The sequence below is a fragment of the Aquimarina mycalae genome, assembly GCF_029906345.1.
In the GTDB taxonomy this organism is placed as follows: Bacteria; Bacteroidota; Bacteroidia; order Flavobacteriales; family Flavobacteriaceae; genus Aquimarina.
On sequence record NZ_JARYGY010000003.1, the window covers coordinates 108,620 to 128,754 of the forward strand.

A 20,135-nucleotide genomic window follows, 5' to 3' on the forward strand; every position below is an offset into this window, starting at 1 on the left:
TACAATAGAAAATGAGCCTGATTGATAAATCAAGTGTAATACAGGCTCATTTTAAAAGAACTGTGGCTAACTCTAAGTAATTTGTACTGTTTTAAAAAATATTAATCTAATTCCTAAAAATATTTCTTCTACCCACTTCTGAAGTATACATTCCATTACTACTGTGACCAATACCAGGAACAATCTCTAGTTTTTGGTTTTCTTCTATTGCTATACCATAGAAATCAATAAGATGACCAAAATAATTGATCGCTCTTTCAAATCTATCTCGACCTTGTAATATTGCATTACAGGAATCATCAAACCCTTCAAAATTAGGGTCATTATCATTTTGACCGATTAGATATGTTATCTTTCGTTGTAAGAGTCTGTCTCGTATTATATCTTCTCCTCCGATATCTCTTAAATAAGTTGGTAAATCATCTAAACCATACCTATATTCATTATATCCTGAACAGTTAACAGTAGGTATTTCGTATGTGTTCAATGTACCAAGAACTTTTCTCTTATTATCCATATATACATAAGACCCAGGATTATTCGAAATAAACTGAATATCAACCCCTTGAACCATCAATTCATCAGGATATGGAGAACTGGCCGAATATCTATTTACGAATTGTGCTCCTGCTGAATGTCCCGTAATTACAATAGTTTTTAGATTCGGATATTTTGATAGGTTTGCCAAAAGAGAATCCATAACGGTATAAGAAGATGCCCTTTCTGGTCTTGGATTAGTTTCTTCATCTCTAGAATTAAATCCAATTCGCCATCCTACAGAACTCCAGTATAAATGTTCTTCATCTAGCCTGAAATTATCAATATCTTCCTCTTCTAAAAATTGAGGTGCTATCAGTAAAAGTGAATCCAATTGATTACTTTCTAATCTAGCAGCTTCCATAATGTTCTCATATTGCCTGCTGGCATTTCTTCCTGAACCATGCAATGCAATAACTGCTCTTGTTATATTTCCATTGTTAGTATCTCTTATATTTTCACTATCAGAAAAATAAGGTATTTTTAATGTGGTAGTACCTACATTTATTACAAATTTTTTATCTCCAATAAAATCTCTAGGGTCATTAGGATCCGTTTCTTCAGGAGTTCCAGCTGGGTTTAAGTTAATTGTTATTGAACTTCTCATAGTAGAGGCATCACCTATAGTTAAACCGTTTGTAGGCTGTAAATTGAAAACAACAAACCTATTTTGTAATGCATCTTGATTATTGATTACTCTCTGTAACAGAGTTACACGTGCAACAGCAGTACCTCTTTTAATTGTAAAAAAGTCTGATTGAGGCAATAAAAAATCTTCTCCTTCGATAGCTGCATTTTCACTTGGAAAACTAACAGTATATGGTATCATGATATCTTGATTCCTTTTTGGGCCTTGATATAGCAATTCTACTATTAAAGGCTGAGAAGAGGAACGTTCCACATCAATAGTTTCAAAATTAAAGAAAACATTTCCACCTTCTTCAAGAATAACCTTATCATCACTTTCGCAACTAAAAAGAAGCAGTGATAACAGTATTATTATAGTATGTTTTAATTTAATCATTATATTTTCAGGTTTTAGAATTTGTTAACCTTTTTCTTTATTACTTAACTACTTCTATTATAAAGACTCAATATTCTGAAAATAGTCTATTGAGTCTTTATGTACTATCAATTAATCATATAAGTGATTAACAACTGTGCTCCTTCTTGTGGGTTATCTATATCATAAGTTTCTGCTTCACGTCCTACATTATTTTCAGTAGCTCCTGCGGATACTCCTGTTGCCTGAAAAATAAAATTCAGACTATTACCATTAGCCCAATCTCCTCTTGTAATAATCTCATTAATAATACTCGAAATATCTACAGTTGTTCTATCATCAATAGGTGTATCCGTTCCTATCCATTCTGGAATATTCCATACAGAATTGGCTGTGGTTAATGATCTAGCGGATAAATTTCCTATATCTTCTGTATAAGGTGACGCGTTACCTATATTTTCACCAAAAATTGTCATTTCTGTTGGGTTAGCGCCTTCTGTTTGATCGGCTACAAATATAATTTTAGCTTCCTGTATTGTGGCTCCTATAGGAATAACTATATTGTTAAAACGAAGTCCTATTTTTTGTAATCCAACATCAGGGGTACTAAACGTATCAAATTCTCCTAATTCCAGATCTCCACTTTCTAATAGCATTCGTCCATCCTCAGCTTCTTCTACGTCATCATTAACATCATTAATAGGAATAGTTATTGTTACTATACTATTATCTACCATAAAATCATTCGTGCTAGTAGCCAATTGACCGTTAACTTCTACTGTAATAGGACCTGTCTCAGATCCATCTGGAACTGAAGTTGTGATACTCGTTGTTGTACTTTGTGTTACAACTGCAGATACACCATTAAAGCTAACTGTATTATCTCCTGGAGTTGTACTAAAATTAGCTCCAGTTATAGTAATTTCTATTCCAGAAGCTCCGACCTCTGGAGTGAACGCTTCGATTGACGGTACTGTTATAAAATCATTTTCACTTGTAGCCAGTAAACTCTCTATTTCTACTGCTATTTTACCAGTACTTGCGTCTGCAGGTACACTAACAACTAATTCTGTAGTAGTGGCTGATATTACAGTAGCTAAAACACCATTAAAACTTACATTGTTAATATTAGGGTCTGTATTAAAATTTGTCCCAGTAATAGTAATCTCATCATTAGCTATTCCACTTTCTGGATTAAAAGAAATAATTTCTGGAGCTATATTGAATACTTCAAGTGTACCTATCTGCCCCATAACTTCTACGGTTAATGGCCCAGTTGTTGCACCTTCTGGAACAATTACTATTATCTCTGTATTAGAAGCAGATACAATTTCTGCCTCGGTTCCGTTAAATGAAACCGTATTATCCGAAATAGTTGCTCCAAAATTTGCACCACTTATAATAATAGTTTCACCAACTGCGGCTCCTATAACGTTAACTTCAGTTATTTGCGGTGCACTTACAATACTAAAAACAGGGCCTTCTACAGTAATTATTTTTCCCACTGAAATTGGGCCTGTAGTTGCTCCTTCAGGAACGGTTACTTTTAATTCTGTTTTAGTTGCAGATGAAACAGAGGCTCTTATTCCATTAAAGCTTACCCTATTATTTGATGGGACTGGACTAAAGTTAACCCCTATAATAGTTATCATAGATCCTATGTCACCAAACGAAGGTTCGACACTACTAATAACCTGATTTTCTTGAGGTTCTGGAATAATTCTAAAATCATCATCATCACAAGAGAATATTGCAAATGACAGCATTGTTGTCATCAAAATCAATATCGATGATACTTTTGAAAATATATGTTGTTTTCTCATTTTTTTAAAATTTAAGTATTCAAACTATTAATGAAACAGTTCTATCCTGGTATATAAACCAGCATTTGATCAAAATAAGTGTCTTCAGAACCACCGTCTACGGCTACTTCAATAGTTAATGTATACGCCGATACATTTGTAAGAAAACCTGAATCAACTAAATTCCATCTATCTAACCCATTATTTATAAATAAACCATCTACATCTAGTAAAACTAAAGTTTCTGAACTTCCATCTGGTCTTTCGATAAGCGCTGTAATACGAAGAAAGTCGTCATCTTCCCGATTATTTCCACCAATTGGAAAATATTGAATTTGAATCCCTGTAGTGGGGTTTTGCGCAACGTCTATTGGTACTCTATCAAATTCTATTGTAATTGTTCCGTCTGTATCTTCTATTTGATATGCTTGATTTCCATCTAAAAATGAACCTCCTGTTGGCCCTCCGTCATTACTAACCCCAATTTGTTCGGAAGTAAATCCTGGGCTACTTACTGTAGTATTAGGATCAGAGAAAAAGGATCTAAAACCAATTTCATCATCTACACCTGTGCCAGTTGCAGTATGCATTACGTGCCTTTCACCTGGATTATTTAGCAATTCTCCAATTGCTACTGCATCATCTCTTGTATAGCGATCATCGGTACCAAAAGGTTCTTCAAAAGAAGTGCCTCTTAACTTCTGTGGAGGTGGGATAAACAATGATAAATTAAAAAAGATAGCTTGATTAAACGCTGGGTTATCAAATAATTCTGGCCCTGAATCTCCTCCTTCATTGGTGTTATCATCACTATTAAAAACCGTTGGAGCTCCATTAAAAACACCATTAGTAGTAGTAATTGTTGCAACAAATCTTAGCGGGACAGCAATATCTAGTTCGTCTTTTGTTAGATTTAAAGCATTTAACACATCTGTTCCTGAAAAACTTAAAGTACTCGGAAAAGAACTGATAGTAATAAATTTGTCTACCGTTATGTCTCCATAACTCATGCTTAAATCATAAGAAATAATATTATTATTAGGATCTTCTACTCCATGAGAAAATTCAACAGTTTCAAACTCTAAAAGATTTAATCTAAACGATTCTGGTATTTCTTCCCATACCACCAATCCACCTCTTGTAAAATTTTCTTCCAAAACATCGGTAGAATCATCGCAAGATGTTCCTATGATCAATAGTATTAGTATATATATGTATTTCATAATATTTTAAATTATTAGTTAATAAAACCAGCAGGATTGGTATCCCAAAAAACCTGAGTTGTAATAGGTCTTTGGTCTATTTGTGTATTATTAATTACTGCATCGCTTGGATAAGAAAAAGATCTAGGGAACGGTGAATTAGAATCAAAAATTGGAGCACTAAATACCGATGGAAAACCAGTTCTTCTATATCCATTATAAGATTCTGTAGAATTTCCATAGGATGCTAAATAATACTCGGTTAGAATGATATCCAATTTGCCATTATCATCTGCCGCTATAAAATTGGTCATCACTTCAGTAACATATGCATCTATATCACTTTGGTTTGCAGCAAAAGAAGAAGAAGTAGCTACTCCTCCAGCAAAATTTAAAACTTTATTCATAGATTTTCTGATACCAGACTCTAACAAAGCCGCTGCATCATCATTGGTTCCTAAGGAAATTGCTGCTTCTGCACGTAAAAAATCTACAAATGACGATAGTAATATTGGTAAAATTCCAGCTCCTGATTGATTCTCTGTATCTATAGCGAAGTTTGGAGCACTGGGATTATCTTCATCAAAAGCACCACCGACTGGATACAATCCATACGTAACTCTGAAAATTGCATCTGCACCTCTAGATCTTGTATCTCCATGATCTCTTCCATAATAAGCATTTCCTAAAAAACAAAAATTAAAATTAGGCTCTCCAACACATCTTATCAAAGTATCAGATGGGTCAACTCCATTCTGTCGATATACATAATATCTAGTTCTGGGATCGGTAATTGTTTTATCATTTAACAACAAGTTTAGGAATGAATTTCCTAAAAATTGCCCAAATCCTCCAGGAGTATATCCTGCATTAAAATCGGGGTGACGACTATTAGGGTCAGCTTGATTAGTACCATACTGAAATTCAAAATCTTCTGTTGGAGAAATAAAATCATTTTCTGCTAACAAAACGTTTATCTTATTAGTGTCTCCGATGTTAACTAACATTTTCAGCTGTAGAGATTTTGCTACACGTATCCAAGCTCTTTTTCTATCCTCAATACCAGATATTTTACCATAATACAAATCATCTAAAGGAAGAATTGTAGCATTTTGTATATCAATAATCGCATCATCTAAACGTTCTAAAACTGCATTATAAATAATTTCATCATCATCCGTCGCGGGATTAAAAATAAGTTCACTTGATCGTATTGCTTCAGAAAAAGGAATATCACCAAGGTAATCTACCATGGTAACCGTAGCATAAGATGCTAAAATATTATACATCCCTCTATGAAATAATAAATCATCATCATTAGCAGCTAGATTTTCGATAATCGTAGCATCTTGTAAAAATGCATAATAGTTAGTATACTCTCCATTTAAAGAGTTATCACTTGCTACATCTCCATAAGTTTCATTGAGTACAGTATATCGCATTACTTCATCTGTGGTTCTATTTAGATCCTGTAATAAATCTGCAGTTTCTTTTTGTATATTATTTAGAATAAAGTTAGGGTCTGCTTGATCTGGTGTTAATAGGTTTGGATTTACCTGAAGGTTTTCTCCAAAATCGCCTAGTTCACAAGATGCTAATAGTACAAGGCAAAATCCATATATTATTTTTTTCATCATGTTTATTTTTTTATCATTAGAAATTAATTCCTACCGAGAAAGAATATCTTTTTGTAGTAGGAGTTGTAAAACCTCTTGTTTCTGGATCGAAATTGAGGCCACTAGGAAATCCTGGAGCATAGAAAAATAAGTTTCTACCACTTAATCTAAGATCCAGGCTATCAAAAGGTAATTTTTGAATGTTTTTTTATCTAAAGTATAAGATAAAGCTACTTCTCGTATTCTAAACACTGAAGCGTCAAAGACTGCATTCTCATTTGGATCATAAAAGTTATTAAAAACCGCATTATTACCTGTTACTTGTATCGTATTTGGTATAGTGTTACCATTAGCATCTAATAGCGGCTCTCCAGATCCTGACGATATGTCTCCTAAAACTCCTGGAATTACAAAACTTCCTTCTCTATTTCGGGTATCAGTCGTAACTCCTCTCTCTAATAAAGTTTCAAGGAATGCTTCTCTTCGTTCACCACCATGTGTATATTCTAATTGAGTGGATAGATTAAAGTTTTTATAGCTAAAAGTGTGAATTGATGTTGCTCTGAAATCTGGCGTAACATTACCTATAACCTCGTCTTGTAAACCGACATCATCACTGGCTATTACAATACCAGTAGCTGGGTTGATTAAAGCATTTCCTTCTGAGTCACGTACTACATAACTCCCCAAAAAAGAACCTAATTCTTCTCCGACTATTAAATCCAAGTTACCTTCAAGTCGATCAGCATTATTTGCCAATTCAACTACAATAGTTTTAAAAGTGGTAAAAATGTTTCTAATATTCCATTTGAAATCAGAGTTCTTAAAAAACTGAACTCCTAAATCAATTTCTAAACCTTCCGTATCCAACCTACCTGCATTTATAAAAGTACTATCGAAACCAGTAGCTGGTGCAATGTTAGTTTCAAAAATTTGATTTTCAGATATTCTGGAAAACACAGATGCTTGCAAGGTTACGCTATTTCTAAAAAAATTACCCTCTATTCCAAATTCAAATTCTTTATGTAATTCTGGTTTTAAATCAGGATTTGCTAACGTGCTAAAAAACGAATTTGTTACAATTAGATCATTATCAAAATCACTAAATTCTCTTGGGTCAGATGATAAACTATTTCTAGTATTAAATGGTCCAGGAAAACCTGCTGAAGTTGCATATGCACCTCTTAGTTTAAGATAATTTACAAAACCTTTCTTCATACCAAAAGCAGATGTAGGAATAAACGATATAGAAACACCAGGATAAAATAAATTTTGATTATCCTTTTCTACAGTAGATCCTTTATCGAACCTGCCTGATAAACCAAGATATAAGTAGTTTTTGTAATCAAATTGAAATTGACCAAATACACCTAAAAGATTTTCTTTGAATTCATCATAATCCCCTTGTCCAGGTGTACGAAAATTATTAGGTCGTAATACTCCAAACACAATTTGATCTGTATAATCAGAATCTAATGATTTAAATGTTTCATATCTAGAATTAATTCCGATTTGGGAGTCAAAACTGATATTATCAGATAGTTTATAATTAGATTCAAAAATCAATGTATTGTCCACATCAAATTCTGTATTTGCCGTATATTCTAATTCTCCTAAAGTAGCTACAGCACCTAATCCTCCTCTATTTCTGAAATCATTAGTATCTGCAGATTCAAATTGAAAACCTCCTCTATACTTTATACTATGATTATTATTAAGTTTATAACCCAGGTTAATTGTTGTATTTATTCTTTGTACTACTCTCTCTCTACCTGTATTGTTAAGAGTCCATAATGGATTAAGGCGATCACTCCTATAATACACATTTGCTCCCGTTACAGGATCTTGAAATGGTAAATTTTGTATATCTAAACTTCTAGGAATAACATATAAACTTTCAAGAATATCTTGCTGGGCTGCATCGCCAGAATCTACAGAGGTATATGAATCTCGTACTCTTGTACTATACGATATAGAACTGGACAATCTTATTTTATCTGTTAATTGTGAAGTGCCTCCAATACTAATATTAAATCTTTTGAACTCATTATTACCTAAAATACCTTCTTCTGATGTGTATCCTGCAGAAAAATTTAGAGAGGTATTCTCACCTGTAGCATCAAGGTTTAACGATGTTATTTGACCAATACCAGTTCTAAAAAAATCATTTACATTATTACGAGCCGCTACATACGGTACTTCTTGATTAGCGAATTCTGGAAAACTAGGATTTCCAGCAAGTGGATGCGGTATAAAATCAATATCAGTGAAACGAGCACCATTACTACCTATATTACCTATTGTTCCTGAATCTGTAACCAAATTATTACCCACACCATAGGTATTTTGGAAATCTGGTAAATTAGCCACAATGTTTGTATACGTAGTTTGGGTAACCGTTGCTTTAAAGCTTTTTTCACCAGTAACTGCGCTTCCAGATTTAGTTTCAATGATAACGACACCATTTTGTCCTTGACTTCCATATAATACCGCCGCATTTAATCCTTTTAAAACTGTTATATTCTTTATTGAATTAGGGTCAATATCTAATAAGTTTCCTGAAAAAGGAACATTATCCAATACTATTAAGGCACTATTTCCTTGAGTCAATGACAAACTACCTCTAATAGTTATATCTGTCGATGCTCCACTACTTCCGCTGCTTGGTGTAATTTGAACGCCAGAAATTTTTCCTTGTAACGTTCTTGAAATGTCTACTTCAGGTCTACTCTCTGTCTCATCAGTATCAATTTGTGATATTGCAAAACCTAAAGCTTTCCTTGATTTTTTTATCCCTTGTGCTGTTACTACAACTTCCTCAAGACTATTAATATCATCTAGCATAGTTATATTAATGATATCAGAAGATGATTCTACTGTAATTTCTTGAGTTTGAAAACCTACATAAGAAAAAGTTAAGATATCCCCACCTTTTGCTTCTACTTCATACATTCCATCAAAGTCCGTTAATGTACCAATATTTGTTCCTTTTACAAGTACATTTACTCCTGGTAAGGGTAGACCATCTGATGAAACCACAGTTCCCTTTACCAACTGTTGTTGTATTATTGTTTTTTTTAAGTTATCCGATTTCTGTATTTGTTCTTTTTTATACTGCTCTTCTATATTATCTAAGAGTTTTTGTATGTCCCTAATAGATGCTTTAGAGTTTTTAGGAAATAACACAATACTTTTTTTGTAAATTTTGAAATCTATATCGGTTCCACGAAAAAGTTTTTTTAGTACAGTTCTAATTTTCTCGTTTGCAACTTTTACAGATACTTTTCTTGAAACATCAACTAAGCTATTGTTATAAAAGAAACTGTATTCACTTTTTTGCTCTATTTCTGTAAGCGCCATTTCTAATTTAACTTCGTTTACAGAAATCGAAATATTCTGAGAATAAGAATTGAATGAAAACATCTTCGAAATAGCAATACAAAGCAAGAACGAGTAGATTTTCATAATTCTTATTAGGTCTTTCCCGGATAGGAAACTACCGGATAGATTTTTTTTCATAATTTTGTTTGATTTTAATTATTCAAATTTTCGAGACTAATTAAATGATCTTGAAAGAGGATGTTGCCGCATCCTCTTTTTTTATGGATCAAGTTTTCTGACTATTGTGATTCTAACATAATTTTATTATTTAAGCGTTTATAATTAATTGGTGATGAAAGTTTAAGAATTTCTAAAGCTTCTTCTAAAGAAAGATTATCAAACTCTCCTGTATATTTATATTGTAATAGCGTATCAGATTTTATTATAAACTCTGTATTATATTTTCTATTTAAATCTAATACCACTTGTTTTAATGGTGTTTTATCAAAAACTAACTTTCCTTGTTTCCAGGCTATTATTTGTTTAGAATTGACACGATCTACTTTTATACTACTTACTTCTTTATTGTATATTGCTCTTTGAGAAGGTTCTAAGACAATGGGATTTTCATTTTTTTGATTCAAAACTTCTACTTTTCCAGTTACCAATGTAGTTTCTACTTTTTCTTCATCTGGATACGATTTTATATTAAAGGAAGTTCCAAGTACACGAATCTTAATATCATCCGCATGTACTATAAACGGTTTTGTAGTATCACGTTTAACATCAAAAAAAGCTTCTCCTATTAATGTTACCATTCTAATACTATCTGAAAATTTTTTAGGATAGGTTATATGACTTTCTGCATTCATGGTTACTGTAGAACCATCTGGTAAAATAATTGTTTTTTGATCTCCCAGATTTGTGGCGATACTTTTTACATCACTACTAAAAAAATCAACTGTAGTTACAATTAAATTATTTCCTTTAGTAGAATTAAATGTATAACCAGCGATACATAAAATAATAATAGAAGCCGCAACTGCTATATATTTATATCTATTGCTTTTATTTTTTCTAGCATAAAACTTTCGATATGCTTCATCAGTATTTTTGTCAGTTTCGACATTCAGTGTAGTAGCAATATATTTAGCTTTAAGAATATTATACTGTTCTTGATGTATATTATCTTCTTTGATCCACTTTAATATAGCTTCTCTATCTACAGGATTAGTTTCTCCTTTAATAAATTTTATAAGCTCACTTTCTTTCATTAATTATCGCCTTATACTTATAAAGACGTATAAAAATGAAACCACCCCTATCACATTCTTAAAAATTTTAGAAAAAAGATAAAAATTCTCGAAGATGAACTTTCATATGCTTGATAGCTTTAGACATATGATTCTCTACAGTTTTTACAGAAATATCCAATTCATCTGATATTTCTCTATTTTTTTTGCCTTCTAACCTACTTTTAACAAAAACATTTTTACATTTTTCTGGAAGTAATTCTATAGCCAATTTTATTTTTTGTGCTAACTCTTTTTCTATTATAGAAGAAGATTCTGTATCGGTAAGAGCTTCATGATTTATAAATGCTTCTAATTGGATCAATGTATTAGAGCTACTTAATTTATGTTTTTTGGATCTTAAATAATCTAGACATAGATTTTTTGTTATCATAAATAAATATCCGTTCACATTACTTTTAATGTCTTTTCTTTTCTTCCAAGCTTTTAGAAATACATCTTGTACAATTTCTTCAGCATCTTCAGAATTAACAACATATCCTTTAGCTATGTGTAACAATTTACCATAATAAAGCTCAAAAAGAATCTTGAAAGTTTCTTCATTACCTTCTTTTAGATTCTTAATGAAAAAGTTATTCTCTATTTTTTTTTCGTTTTCCAATTACAAAAATTCTATATAAAGGTAAAAATTTTTTGCTATAAATCCTTACAATAATAAATAACTGATCTTATATTGGTTATTAAATAATTTACAAAGTTATTGAGTAAATATTATCAATTAATTTAAAAAATTTAAAAACTAAGTATTAACTTTAAAATCGGACTTCTATTTTTTTAATAGTATGAAATAATCAATATGCAAAAAATTTATACCCTATTAGTTTTCTTAATCGCATTAGGATGTGCGAATGATAATAAAAAAAAGAAAACAGATATTATAATTGAAGACACAATACTTTCTGAAACCTCAATCTCTCAACCTGAACCAGATGACACCGTCAATAGTATTGAAAAACCTCTAGTTAATGAGATTAAAGATTCTATTGTAATCGATAATGAAATAACTGAGCTAGAAGAAGTAACCGAAAATATTATTGAGAAAACAACTACATCAAAAATTGAAAAAAAAGAAACTGTTAAAAAAGAACCCAAGAAAATCAGACCAAGTCATTCTAGTTGGGATGCACTTACTAAGAAATATGTTTCTTCTACTGGTAAAGTAAATTATAATGGGTTTAAATCGGATATTTCTAAAATTGAGTCTTACCTAAAACAATTAGAGCAAACTCCTCCACAAAAAGGTTGGACTAAAAATGAAAAACTGGCCTATTGGTTTAATCTATATAATGCAGCAACAATAAAACTTGTAGCCTCTTCTTACCCTATAAAAAGTATCAGAGATATTAATGGCGGAAAACCTTGGGATAAAAAATTTGTGAAATCTGGCAATAAAACGTACTCATTAAATTATATTGAAAACAAAATTGTTCGACCTAATTTTAATGAACCTCGACTACACGTTGCCTTTAACTGTGCAGCAATCTCTTGTCCTAAATTAATGAAAGGAGCTTTCTTTTCTAATAAATTAAATACACAATTAAATACATTATCTAAAGCCTGGATCAATGATCCAAGCAATAATAAAATTACTAAAAACAAGGTTGAAATCAGTAAAATATTCGAATGGTATTCGATTGATTTTAAGAAAGGAATTATTCCTTTTTTAAATATCCATGCAACTAATGAAATAGCTGCTGATGCAACGATTACTTATTTAGAATATAACTGGAACCTTAATGATTAGTTCCCTTGATATGGATTTGCATTGGCAGACCAAGTTAATGTAGTACTGTCTTGAATCTTTATAGGATTACCAGGTACATCTTGATAGTATGGAGTACCTTTATCAAATCCTCTTGAAACAAATTGAACTTTTCCACTACTCATAATATTGATCATACTATAGCCAAAAAAAGCAGCAGGTCCTTTACTTCCTCCATTTCCCGCGATGATTTGATAGGTTCCTGTCGTATCTGGTTGCATACGCTGATAATCATGAACATGAGCAGATAACATCGCAATTACTTTATTTTTTTGTAATTGTGGCCAAAGAATTGGACCTTCAGGAAACCCTTTATGACCAGTTTCTGGCTTACCATCAACATAATAAGGCTTGTGTCCTAAAACAAAAATATGATCGATATCTGGATTGTCTTTAAATTGTTCTATTTGATTAACAATCCATTGTGTTGGTATTAATCCCTCAAAACCATACATTTTCCCGCTTGTAGGAGGATTGTATGTATCTGTATTCATAACTACAAATCCAACATTATGTCTTTTAAAAGAAAAAGTCATCTGATTTACCACACTATCAGTACCCATAATATAATTACGATCCGCTGGCATATATGGTTTCATATATTTCATCCAAACAGGTGTAGCACCTGCCAAGGGATATTCTTTACTATCTTTTGTATTATAAAATAACATTTCATGATTGCCAGGAACGGCAACAAGCTCTATTCCTGAATTACTAAATTCACTAAACGCTTTGTCTTTATATAATTCAACCCATGCTTTCAATTGAGCATTTAAATTAGTAGTATCAGATTCAGCTAATACTAAATCTCCTAAAAAGAAAAACAATGAGGGTTTCTGTGTTAATCCTGTCATATCATCAAAAATTCTTTTAAGAACAGAAAGGTTAGCCGTTGAAGCATTCGTAGCACTATCATTATGCCAATCTCCATATTGTACCCTATTACATCCAACAAAAGAAAAGCTAAATACCACTGAATCTTTTATAACTTCGATATCTTCTGCTACTATGGGTTTCTTTTTATTATGTTTATTACAATTACTAAAGGTAATTACAGATACTAAAAAGAATATAACAAGGCCTATTCTGGAATTTATCATCTTAACAAGGTTTTAGAAACCTAAAATTAATAAGATTATATGTTCTATATATGAGTAAAAATACGTGATTCTAGTATTTCATGATTAGAATCCCTACTACCAATCCTCTGTAGCAGGAGGTGGAGGTGGTGGTGGAACAAGACCATACATGTCTGCCCATTCATCTCTTCTACAGGTTTTTTCGGTATAAGATCTCATAAAAGAATACCACCACTTTTTAAAACCTACATGATCCTTTAAAATTCTTTGTTTAACTGCCGTAACCTTATTAGATGAATCGTCGTATGTAAAAGCAAGCTGTAAAACAAAAAGATAATCACTTAAACCCCATTCTGTATTATTATCTATCCATTTATTCGCATAAACGGTATAAATATATTCGTCACCATAAGGATTATAAAAAATATTGGGTTGACTTAGTTCATATTGTTCATGACGTATGATATCATCTTCTACAATTTCTAAGAGGTATTCTATATTAGGAATATTAACAAAAACTTTTTTTAGTTTTTCTGTATTGGAGTCTTTTATTAATTTCGAAATAGCTTCTCCTTTTTCTAAGCTTGCAAATACTGCTTTTTTATCCGCGTTTCCCCTATTACAGGATTGCATTAAGATTAATAATACAAAAAGCTTAACAATGTTTTTTATCATATAATATGATCAATATGATTTAAAATATTCTGTTATATGTTATCTACCGAACTATTTCAATAGAAAAGGAAAATCAATCTACAGAATAAAATTAAACCTTCCAACATTAAATTCTAAAAGTACGATATGATATTGTAAAAATGATTTCAAAACAAAATTGACATGAGAAGATGACTAAAAAATAATATTATATGACTTCTCCAGCAGTTTTCACCTTTTTTCCTGCAATATTTCCTAAACCGTCATAGCTAGCATATTTGTATAAATCATGTAATGTTGGATAATTAAAAACAGTTTCAATTAGGTGATCTAATGTCTTTTTTTCTTGTACTAATTGCATTCCGAAGTGAATCAGTTCTGTAGCAAAATGCCCCATAATATGCACGCCTTTTACAATTCTAGTTTTTTTATCAAAAATCAACTTTAGATATCCATTATCAGTATCACCCATTATTTTTCCTCTTGCTGTATCTCTAAAATAACTGTACCCTACTCCATAGTCAATATTACTTTTCTTTGCTTCTTCCTCAGTAATTCCAACCATAGATACTTCTGGAACCGTATAAATACCGTAAGGAAAAACATCTGCAAGAGATTCTAAATCTGCTGTATTAAACATATGAGTAACAGCTATTCTTCCTTGTTCCATACTGGTACTGGCTAATGCTGGAAAACCGATTACGTCTCCAACCGCATAAATATTAGGGATATTAGTCTGAAACTTATCATTAACTAATACAGTTTCTCGTTTACCAGTTTCCAAACCAATTCCTTCGCAATTCAATCCTTTAATATTTCCACTTCGGCCGGCTGCAAATAAAAACATCTCAACATTAAGAAATTCTCCTGATCTTAATTTTAATCGCAAGGGTTGCATTTCGTCCTCTGAGACATCAAACTCTGTAACCGAATTATTAAATAAGATTTTAATTTCGTTTTTGCGCATCTGTGCTACCAATGATTCAGATATTTGAGTATCCAAAAACCCTAAAATCTTATCGTGATCATTCACAATAAATGTTTTAACACCCATTGCACCAAAAATAGTAGCATATTCACAACCAATAACTCCAGCGCCTAATACACAAATAGATTTTGGAAAATTTTTAATATTTAATACCGAATCAGAATCCAAAACTCTTTTGTTATCAAAAGGTATATACTCTGGATGATACGGATAAGATCCTGTAGCAATTAATATAAAACTGCCTTCTATAGTTTGTTCTAACTCTCCTGATATTTTAATATGATTTGCATCTATAAAACTTGCAAACCCTTCAAAAACCTCTATTCCATGCTTTTCAAGGTTATAAGCCACCGTTTTATGCATATGATTGGTTACTACATTTTTACGGTATAAAAAATCATGAACACCTGTTTCTCGTCCTATTTCTTTATCAACTCCAAAAACTCCTTTTTGATAAATACCAGACAAATACAAAGCAGTTTCTTTTAATGTTTTTGATGGTAACGTACCTGTTTGTACTCCTGCACCGCCATATCTTCTTTCTTTTTCTATTATAGCTACTTTATAACCAAAATATGCCGCTTTTACGGCCGCTTTTTCACCAGCTGGACCTGAGCCAATGACAATAAGATCAAATTTCTTTTTCATTAATTATTATTTGGTAATCATATGTGTAATTTCATCCCAAGAGGATGTTTTCTTTTCTAAATAATTTTCACATCTATCAAAAAATATTTTTACAGCTTTATCTTCTGGATATTTACTATGTAATTCAGAAAATATTACTACAGCTTCTTTTATTTTTTTATTTTCTATAAATGCAACTCCTTGATTATAAATATCTAAATAACTCAACTTTGTTTTCTCTCCTGGACATAAGAATTCATATACAGATAATGTTTTTGTTTTTCCCTTTACTTTTACGGTATCAAGAAATCTATACCGAAGCGGTTTTTTATTCTTAAGATTTGATAAAGTATGTTCGGTACCTATAATTTTTGCATCATAAAACTTAGTAAGCCCTTCTACTCTAGAAGCTGTATTTACGGCATCCGAGATTACTGTGGTTTCAAGTCTATCATCATGTCCAATTGTACCCAAAATCAATTTGCCCGTATGAATTCCAGTTCCTATTTGTATCGGAAGTGCTATATTTTTATGTAACGTTTTATTATACTGTTCTAAAAACTCCTCAAATTCAAAAACTGTTTGTATTGCTTGATCAGGAGTATCTGGAAACAATGCCATTACAGAATCTCCTATAAATTTATCTATAAAGCCTCCATTTCGTTTTATTATTGGCACAATACCACTTAAATATCCATTAATGAAGTCAAAATTTTCTTGCGGACTTAGAGATTCTGATATTTTGGTAAATTCTCTTATATCAGAAAAAATCACAGTCATTTCGCGTTCTACTTGGTCCCCTAATTGCACTTCTTCTATACTTTCTCGACCCAAACTATGTAGAAACTCTTGAGGTACAAAACGACTATTAGCTTCACTGAGACGCAGCAATCTTTTGTTTGCAGTTGCTAACTCCTCTGTACGTTCATCGACCTTTTGCTTAAAAAATTTCAATCTAGAAATTACTTCATCTTTAAGAAATGAAAAGTTACGGGTAAGACTACCTATTTCATCTTGTGTTCGTATCAGCGGATGTTCTGTTTCTAGGGTAAAATTACTATCTACAAATCTTGTAATATGCATTGTAAGTTCCGTAAGTGGTTTGGTAATTTTTTTAGAAATTAATGAGCTTATAATGACACTTACTACTAATAATAAAAATGATATTATTCCAAAATAGATTGTGAGTTGCTTAAATTCTGCCTTAGCCCACTCTTCTGTATACAAAACAAGGTTACTAAAATCTTCTTCACATATAGTAATACGCTGATCTAGTTGCTGTTTCAGGCCAGAATTGTCACGTATTCCAATACGCTGGTCTAATTTTACTAATTGAAGAAATTTATTACGATATCCATCCAGATAATATATAATAGAATCTTTTCGAGCTTTTGGGATTCTATAATTATTTGCGGTTTGTTTTCTTAATGTTGTGACTAATGCATTAAGTTTAGTTACATAGATAGATTCATTGCGCATAATATAATCTTTCTCGTAACGTCTTAAGAAAAGAATGTCCTTTGTATCAATTTCGGGTATTTGCTCCAACCAATGAGCGTCTCTTCTCATAGAACCTTCAAGATTATAGTTTTTATAACCTCTTGCCTGAATTTGTTCAATAAGTTCTAAAAAAACTGCATCTATCTCAGCGATATCAGATCTAATAAAATCAATTCCTCCTACCAAAGCTGATTCTTCCTCAAAATTAACCTGCATCAAAAAAGACCTTGTACTATCCAATAAGGTAAGATATTGGTCTAAATATTGACTATCTCCTGTACGAAAGAACTGAGAATCTCTACTTGCATGGCTAAAAAAATCTTGTTGCGCTTTAACACTTTTAAGAAGCATTACATAAGATTTCTCAATTGATTCTGTTCGTTTAAGGACACGTTCACGTTTTTGAAGATACGTAACAGAAAGCATGATAATCACAAAGCTAAAGCTGATGAAAATCAGGAACCAAAATAACAATCGATGACGGAACGTACGAAACATCTGATAGTTTTTAAATTGGAAATATCAATTACACATTAGTGTATATTCAACTCATAAAAAGAGTAAGTGGCTCACAATTTGGTTCAAAAAATCTATACTACAATATACTTAAGTTTGCGCTCTTTTTGTTCCTTTTTAACCACAATTATTAAAACTTTATATAAACAATTAGGTTATAACATCCTGAATTGATATCTTTTAGGTATGATCTTTAGTTGGATTCTTTTAGCACATTGGATGGGGGATTTTGCTTTTCAAACCTCTAAAATGGCTATGGGTAAAGGCAAAAAAATCAAATGGTTATTTATTCATGTAATTGTGTACACAATTATATTAACCATATTTTCGCTCTTTTTATTTCCTATAAAAACGGCTATTGGTTATATTTTAATTAATTGCATCTTACATGGTTTTACTGATTTTTTTACCAGTAAACTTACTATACAATATCGTGATACACCACGCATATTTTTTACAATTCTTGGATTAGATCAATTAATTCATTCTGTTACCTTATATATCACGTATTTACATATTGATTCATTGATACAATATTGGATGGATAGCTTTTAATGATTTAACTAGGATTTTGGAGCAAAAATCTTATTCTTAAAATTAGTTCCTGTAACAGCAGAAGCTGTGACAACACCAGCAAACAAAGCTCCTCCTAAACCAGCAGTTACTATATCTTGTCCTGTAAGGTACAATCCTTTAATAGGAGTTCTAGGTTGTAAAAACCTTTGTCGAAAACGATCCGGCGTATGGTCAATACCGTAAATTTCTCCTTTATCATAATTCACAAAATGCTGCGTACTCAATGGAGTAGAAAGCTCATAATGATCCACTTGTCCTTCTAAATGCGGAAGTTGTTTGAACAGTTCTTTCATAAGTCGTTGAGCAATCTTTTCCTTCCAAGTGTCATAATCTTCTCCACGTTTCATCCAACGAGTACCTTCCCATTGTTTACAGGTTTCATAAGGTACTAGTGTAATAATATCTATAGTACTACGTCCTGGATATCTGTTAGACCAATCTGGATCTTTTGCAGACGGAAATGATACATACACTACAGGAAAAGGTGCATTATTATCTTCTAGATATTGTTGTACAATAGTATCATGATCTCCTTCTTCTGGATAAATCCAAAAATTAGTTTTTGGTAATTGTAATTCTTCAGGAGTTTTCTTAAATCCCATATACAAACAGGCATGTGAAACCGAAGGAGTAACTTTTTGAAGTTGATCTTGTAATTTATGTTGTTTATTAACTGATTCAGGAATTAGTTTTTCAAAAGTATTGAAAACACCAGCGCCACTGATGATCGTATCGGCATAAAACTCTTTACCATCAATCATACGAACTCCTTTGGCCTTATTATTATCTATTATGACTTCTTCTACAGCAGCATTGATCAATATTGTCCCAGCATTTTCTTCAATTACTGGATCAATAGTATCCACTATTCGGGAAGATCCACCAATTGGAAAGTTACCTCCTCCAAAATAGTGTCTTGCAACAGATGCGTGCATTGCAAAGCTACTTTGCTTTGGCGGCAAACCATAATCTCCATATTGTGCAGATAGTACCTTGATTAATTCTTCATTTTTTGTCAATTTACTCAATACACCATAAGTGGTTTGATCTGCATATTTTAAATAAGGTTTTCTCATAAATCCTCCTAACAAGAAACGTAAAAACCCAGGCAAAGCTTTTTCTTTATAAAAACTACCCATTGCCTTATTTGCCTTAAATACCAAATCAATATATGTATCAATTGCTTTTTCCTCATTGGGAAAATAGCTAACCATTTGGTTTCTAAAATTCTCAACTCCCTTTACAAAATCATATGATTTTTCGCCAATAATAATTCTATCATATACAGAACCCATATCTGCCCATTCTAATTTATTATTTGATACGTAATCAAATAATCTTTTTATAGGACTATTAGGTTGTTGTACACCACCTATATAATGAATTCCTACATCCCATTCGTATCCTTTTCTTTTAAATATATGAGTAAAACCTCCAGCAGTATAATGACGTTCGAGTATTAGAACCTTCTTTCCTTCTTTAGCGAGAATAGCACCTACGGTAAGACTTCCCATTCCTGATCCAATAATAATCGCATCATAATTTTCTTCTAGAACCGGACGTTTTTTATAGGATTGTATCATAATTTATTTATTAGTATTGTGGTTGATTCTCAAATCTAAGAAGAATCTACATACTA

General features: G+C 31.7%; 14 protein-coding genes. 2 read left to right on the forward strand and 12 right to left on the reverse strand.

Annotation, left to right across the window (positions count from 1 at the left end; translation table 11 throughout):
- Positions 1 to 106: 106 nt before the first annotated feature.
- From QBK95_RS08285 to QBK95_RS08315, 7 genes are all read right to left on the reverse strand, one after another.
- Positions 107 to 1,561 (reverse strand): hypothetical protein, encoded by a 1,455-nt coding sequence (locus QBK95_RS08285; protein ID WP_280932507.1) that lies wholly within the window; start codon positions 1,559 to 1,561, stop codon positions 107 to 109.
- A gap of 107 nt (positions 1,562 to 1,668) precedes the next feature.
- Complete coding sequence (locus QBK95_RS08290; RefSeq protein WP_280932509.1) at positions 1,669 to 3,363, reverse strand: IPT/TIG domain-containing protein; 1,695 nt, start codon at positions 3,361 to 3,363, stop codon at positions 1,669 to 1,671.
- A gap of 41 nt (positions 3,364 to 3,404) precedes the next feature.
- Positions 3,405 to 4,565, reverse strand: a complete 1,161-nt coding sequence (locus QBK95_RS08295) for a hypothetical protein (protein WP_280932511.1) — start codon at positions 4,563 to 4,565, stop codon at positions 3,405 to 3,407.
- 14 nt (positions 4,566 to 4,579) lie between these two features.
- The gene (locus QBK95_RS08300; RefSeq protein ID WP_280932512.1) at positions 4,580 to 6,178 is read right to left on the reverse strand and encodes a SusD/RagB family nutrient-binding outer membrane lipoprotein; all 1,599 of its coding nucleotides are present in this window, start codon (positions 6,176 to 6,178) and stop codon (positions 4,580 to 4,582) included.
- A gap of 144 nt (positions 6,179 to 6,322) precedes the next feature.
- Positions 6,323 to 9,625, reverse strand: coding sequence for a SusC/RagA family TonB-linked outer membrane protein (locus tag QBK95_RS08305; RefSeq protein ID WP_280932514.1), 3,303 nt, complete (start codon positions 9,623 to 9,625; stop codon positions 6,323 to 6,325).
- Positions 9,626 to 9,780: 155 nt separating this feature from the next.
- Entirely contained in the window at positions 9,781 to 10,755 is a 975-nt protein-coding gene (locus tag QBK95_RS08310) for a FecR family protein (RefSeq protein ID WP_280932515.1), read from the reverse strand.
- Positions 10,756 to 10,822: 67 nt separating this feature from the next.
- Positions 10,823 to 11,395 (reverse strand): RNA polymerase sigma-70 factor, encoded by a 573-nt coding sequence (locus QBK95_RS08315; RefSeq protein WP_280932517.1) that lies wholly within the window; start codon positions 11,393 to 11,395, stop codon positions 10,823 to 10,825.
- Positions 11,396 to 11,590: 195 nt separating this feature from the next.
- On the opposite strand from QBK95_RS08315, the gene QBK95_RS08320 reads away from it, so the two are divergent.
- Entirely contained in the window at positions 11,591 to 12,538 is a 948-nt protein-coding gene (locus QBK95_RS08320; RefSeq protein WP_280932520.1) for a DUF547 domain-containing protein, read from the forward strand.
- On the opposite strand, the gene QBK95_RS08325 is transcribed toward QBK95_RS08320, so the two are convergent.
- The 4 genes from QBK95_RS08325 to QBK95_RS08340 form a co-directional block, all read right to left on the reverse strand.
- The gene (locus tag QBK95_RS08325; RefSeq protein WP_280932521.1) at positions 12,535 to 13,656 is read right to left on the reverse strand and encodes a metallophosphoesterase family protein; all 1,122 of its coding nucleotides are present in this window, start codon (positions 13,654 to 13,656) and stop codon (positions 12,535 to 12,537) included. The two genes, QBK95_RS08320 and QBK95_RS08325, sit on opposite strands and share 4 nt — an antisense overlap.
- A 96-nt stretch (positions 13,657 to 13,752) precedes the next feature.
- A complete protein-coding gene (locus QBK95_RS08330) occupies positions 13,753 to 14,310 on the reverse strand; it encodes a hypothetical protein (protein ID WP_280932524.1) in 558 nt (185 codons plus the stop codon).
- A 187-nt stretch (positions 14,311 to 14,497) separates the two neighbouring features.
- Positions 14,498 to 15,925, reverse strand: a complete 1,428-nt coding sequence (gene sthA, locus QBK95_RS08335) for a Si-specific NAD(P)(+) transhydrogenase (protein WP_280932525.1) — start codon at positions 15,923 to 15,925, stop codon at positions 14,498 to 14,500.
- Between the two features lie 6 nt (positions 15,926 to 15,931).
- Positions 15,932 to 17,902: an adenylate/guanylate cyclase domain-containing protein gene (locus QBK95_RS08340; RefSeq protein ID WP_280932527.1), complete on the reverse strand. Its 1,971-nt coding sequence runs from the start codon at positions 17,900 to 17,902 to the stop codon at positions 15,932 to 15,934.
- A gap of 204 nt (positions 17,903 to 18,106) precedes the next feature.
- On the opposite strand from QBK95_RS08340, the gene QBK95_RS08345 reads away from it, so the two are divergent.
- Positions 18,107 to 18,475, forward strand: a complete 369-nt coding sequence (locus QBK95_RS08345; RefSeq protein WP_280932529.1) for a DUF3307 domain-containing protein — start codon at positions 18,107 to 18,109, stop codon at positions 18,473 to 18,475.
- Between the two features lie 8 nt (positions 18,476 to 18,483).
- Here QBK95_RS08345 and QBK95_RS08350 read toward each other — a convergent pair whose 3' ends face one another.
- Positions 18,484 to 20,079, reverse strand: a complete 1,596-nt coding sequence (locus QBK95_RS08350; protein WP_280932531.1) for a phytoene desaturase family protein — start codon at positions 20,077 to 20,079, stop codon at positions 18,484 to 18,486.
- Between the last annotated feature and the right edge of the window lie 56 nt (positions 20,080 to 20,135).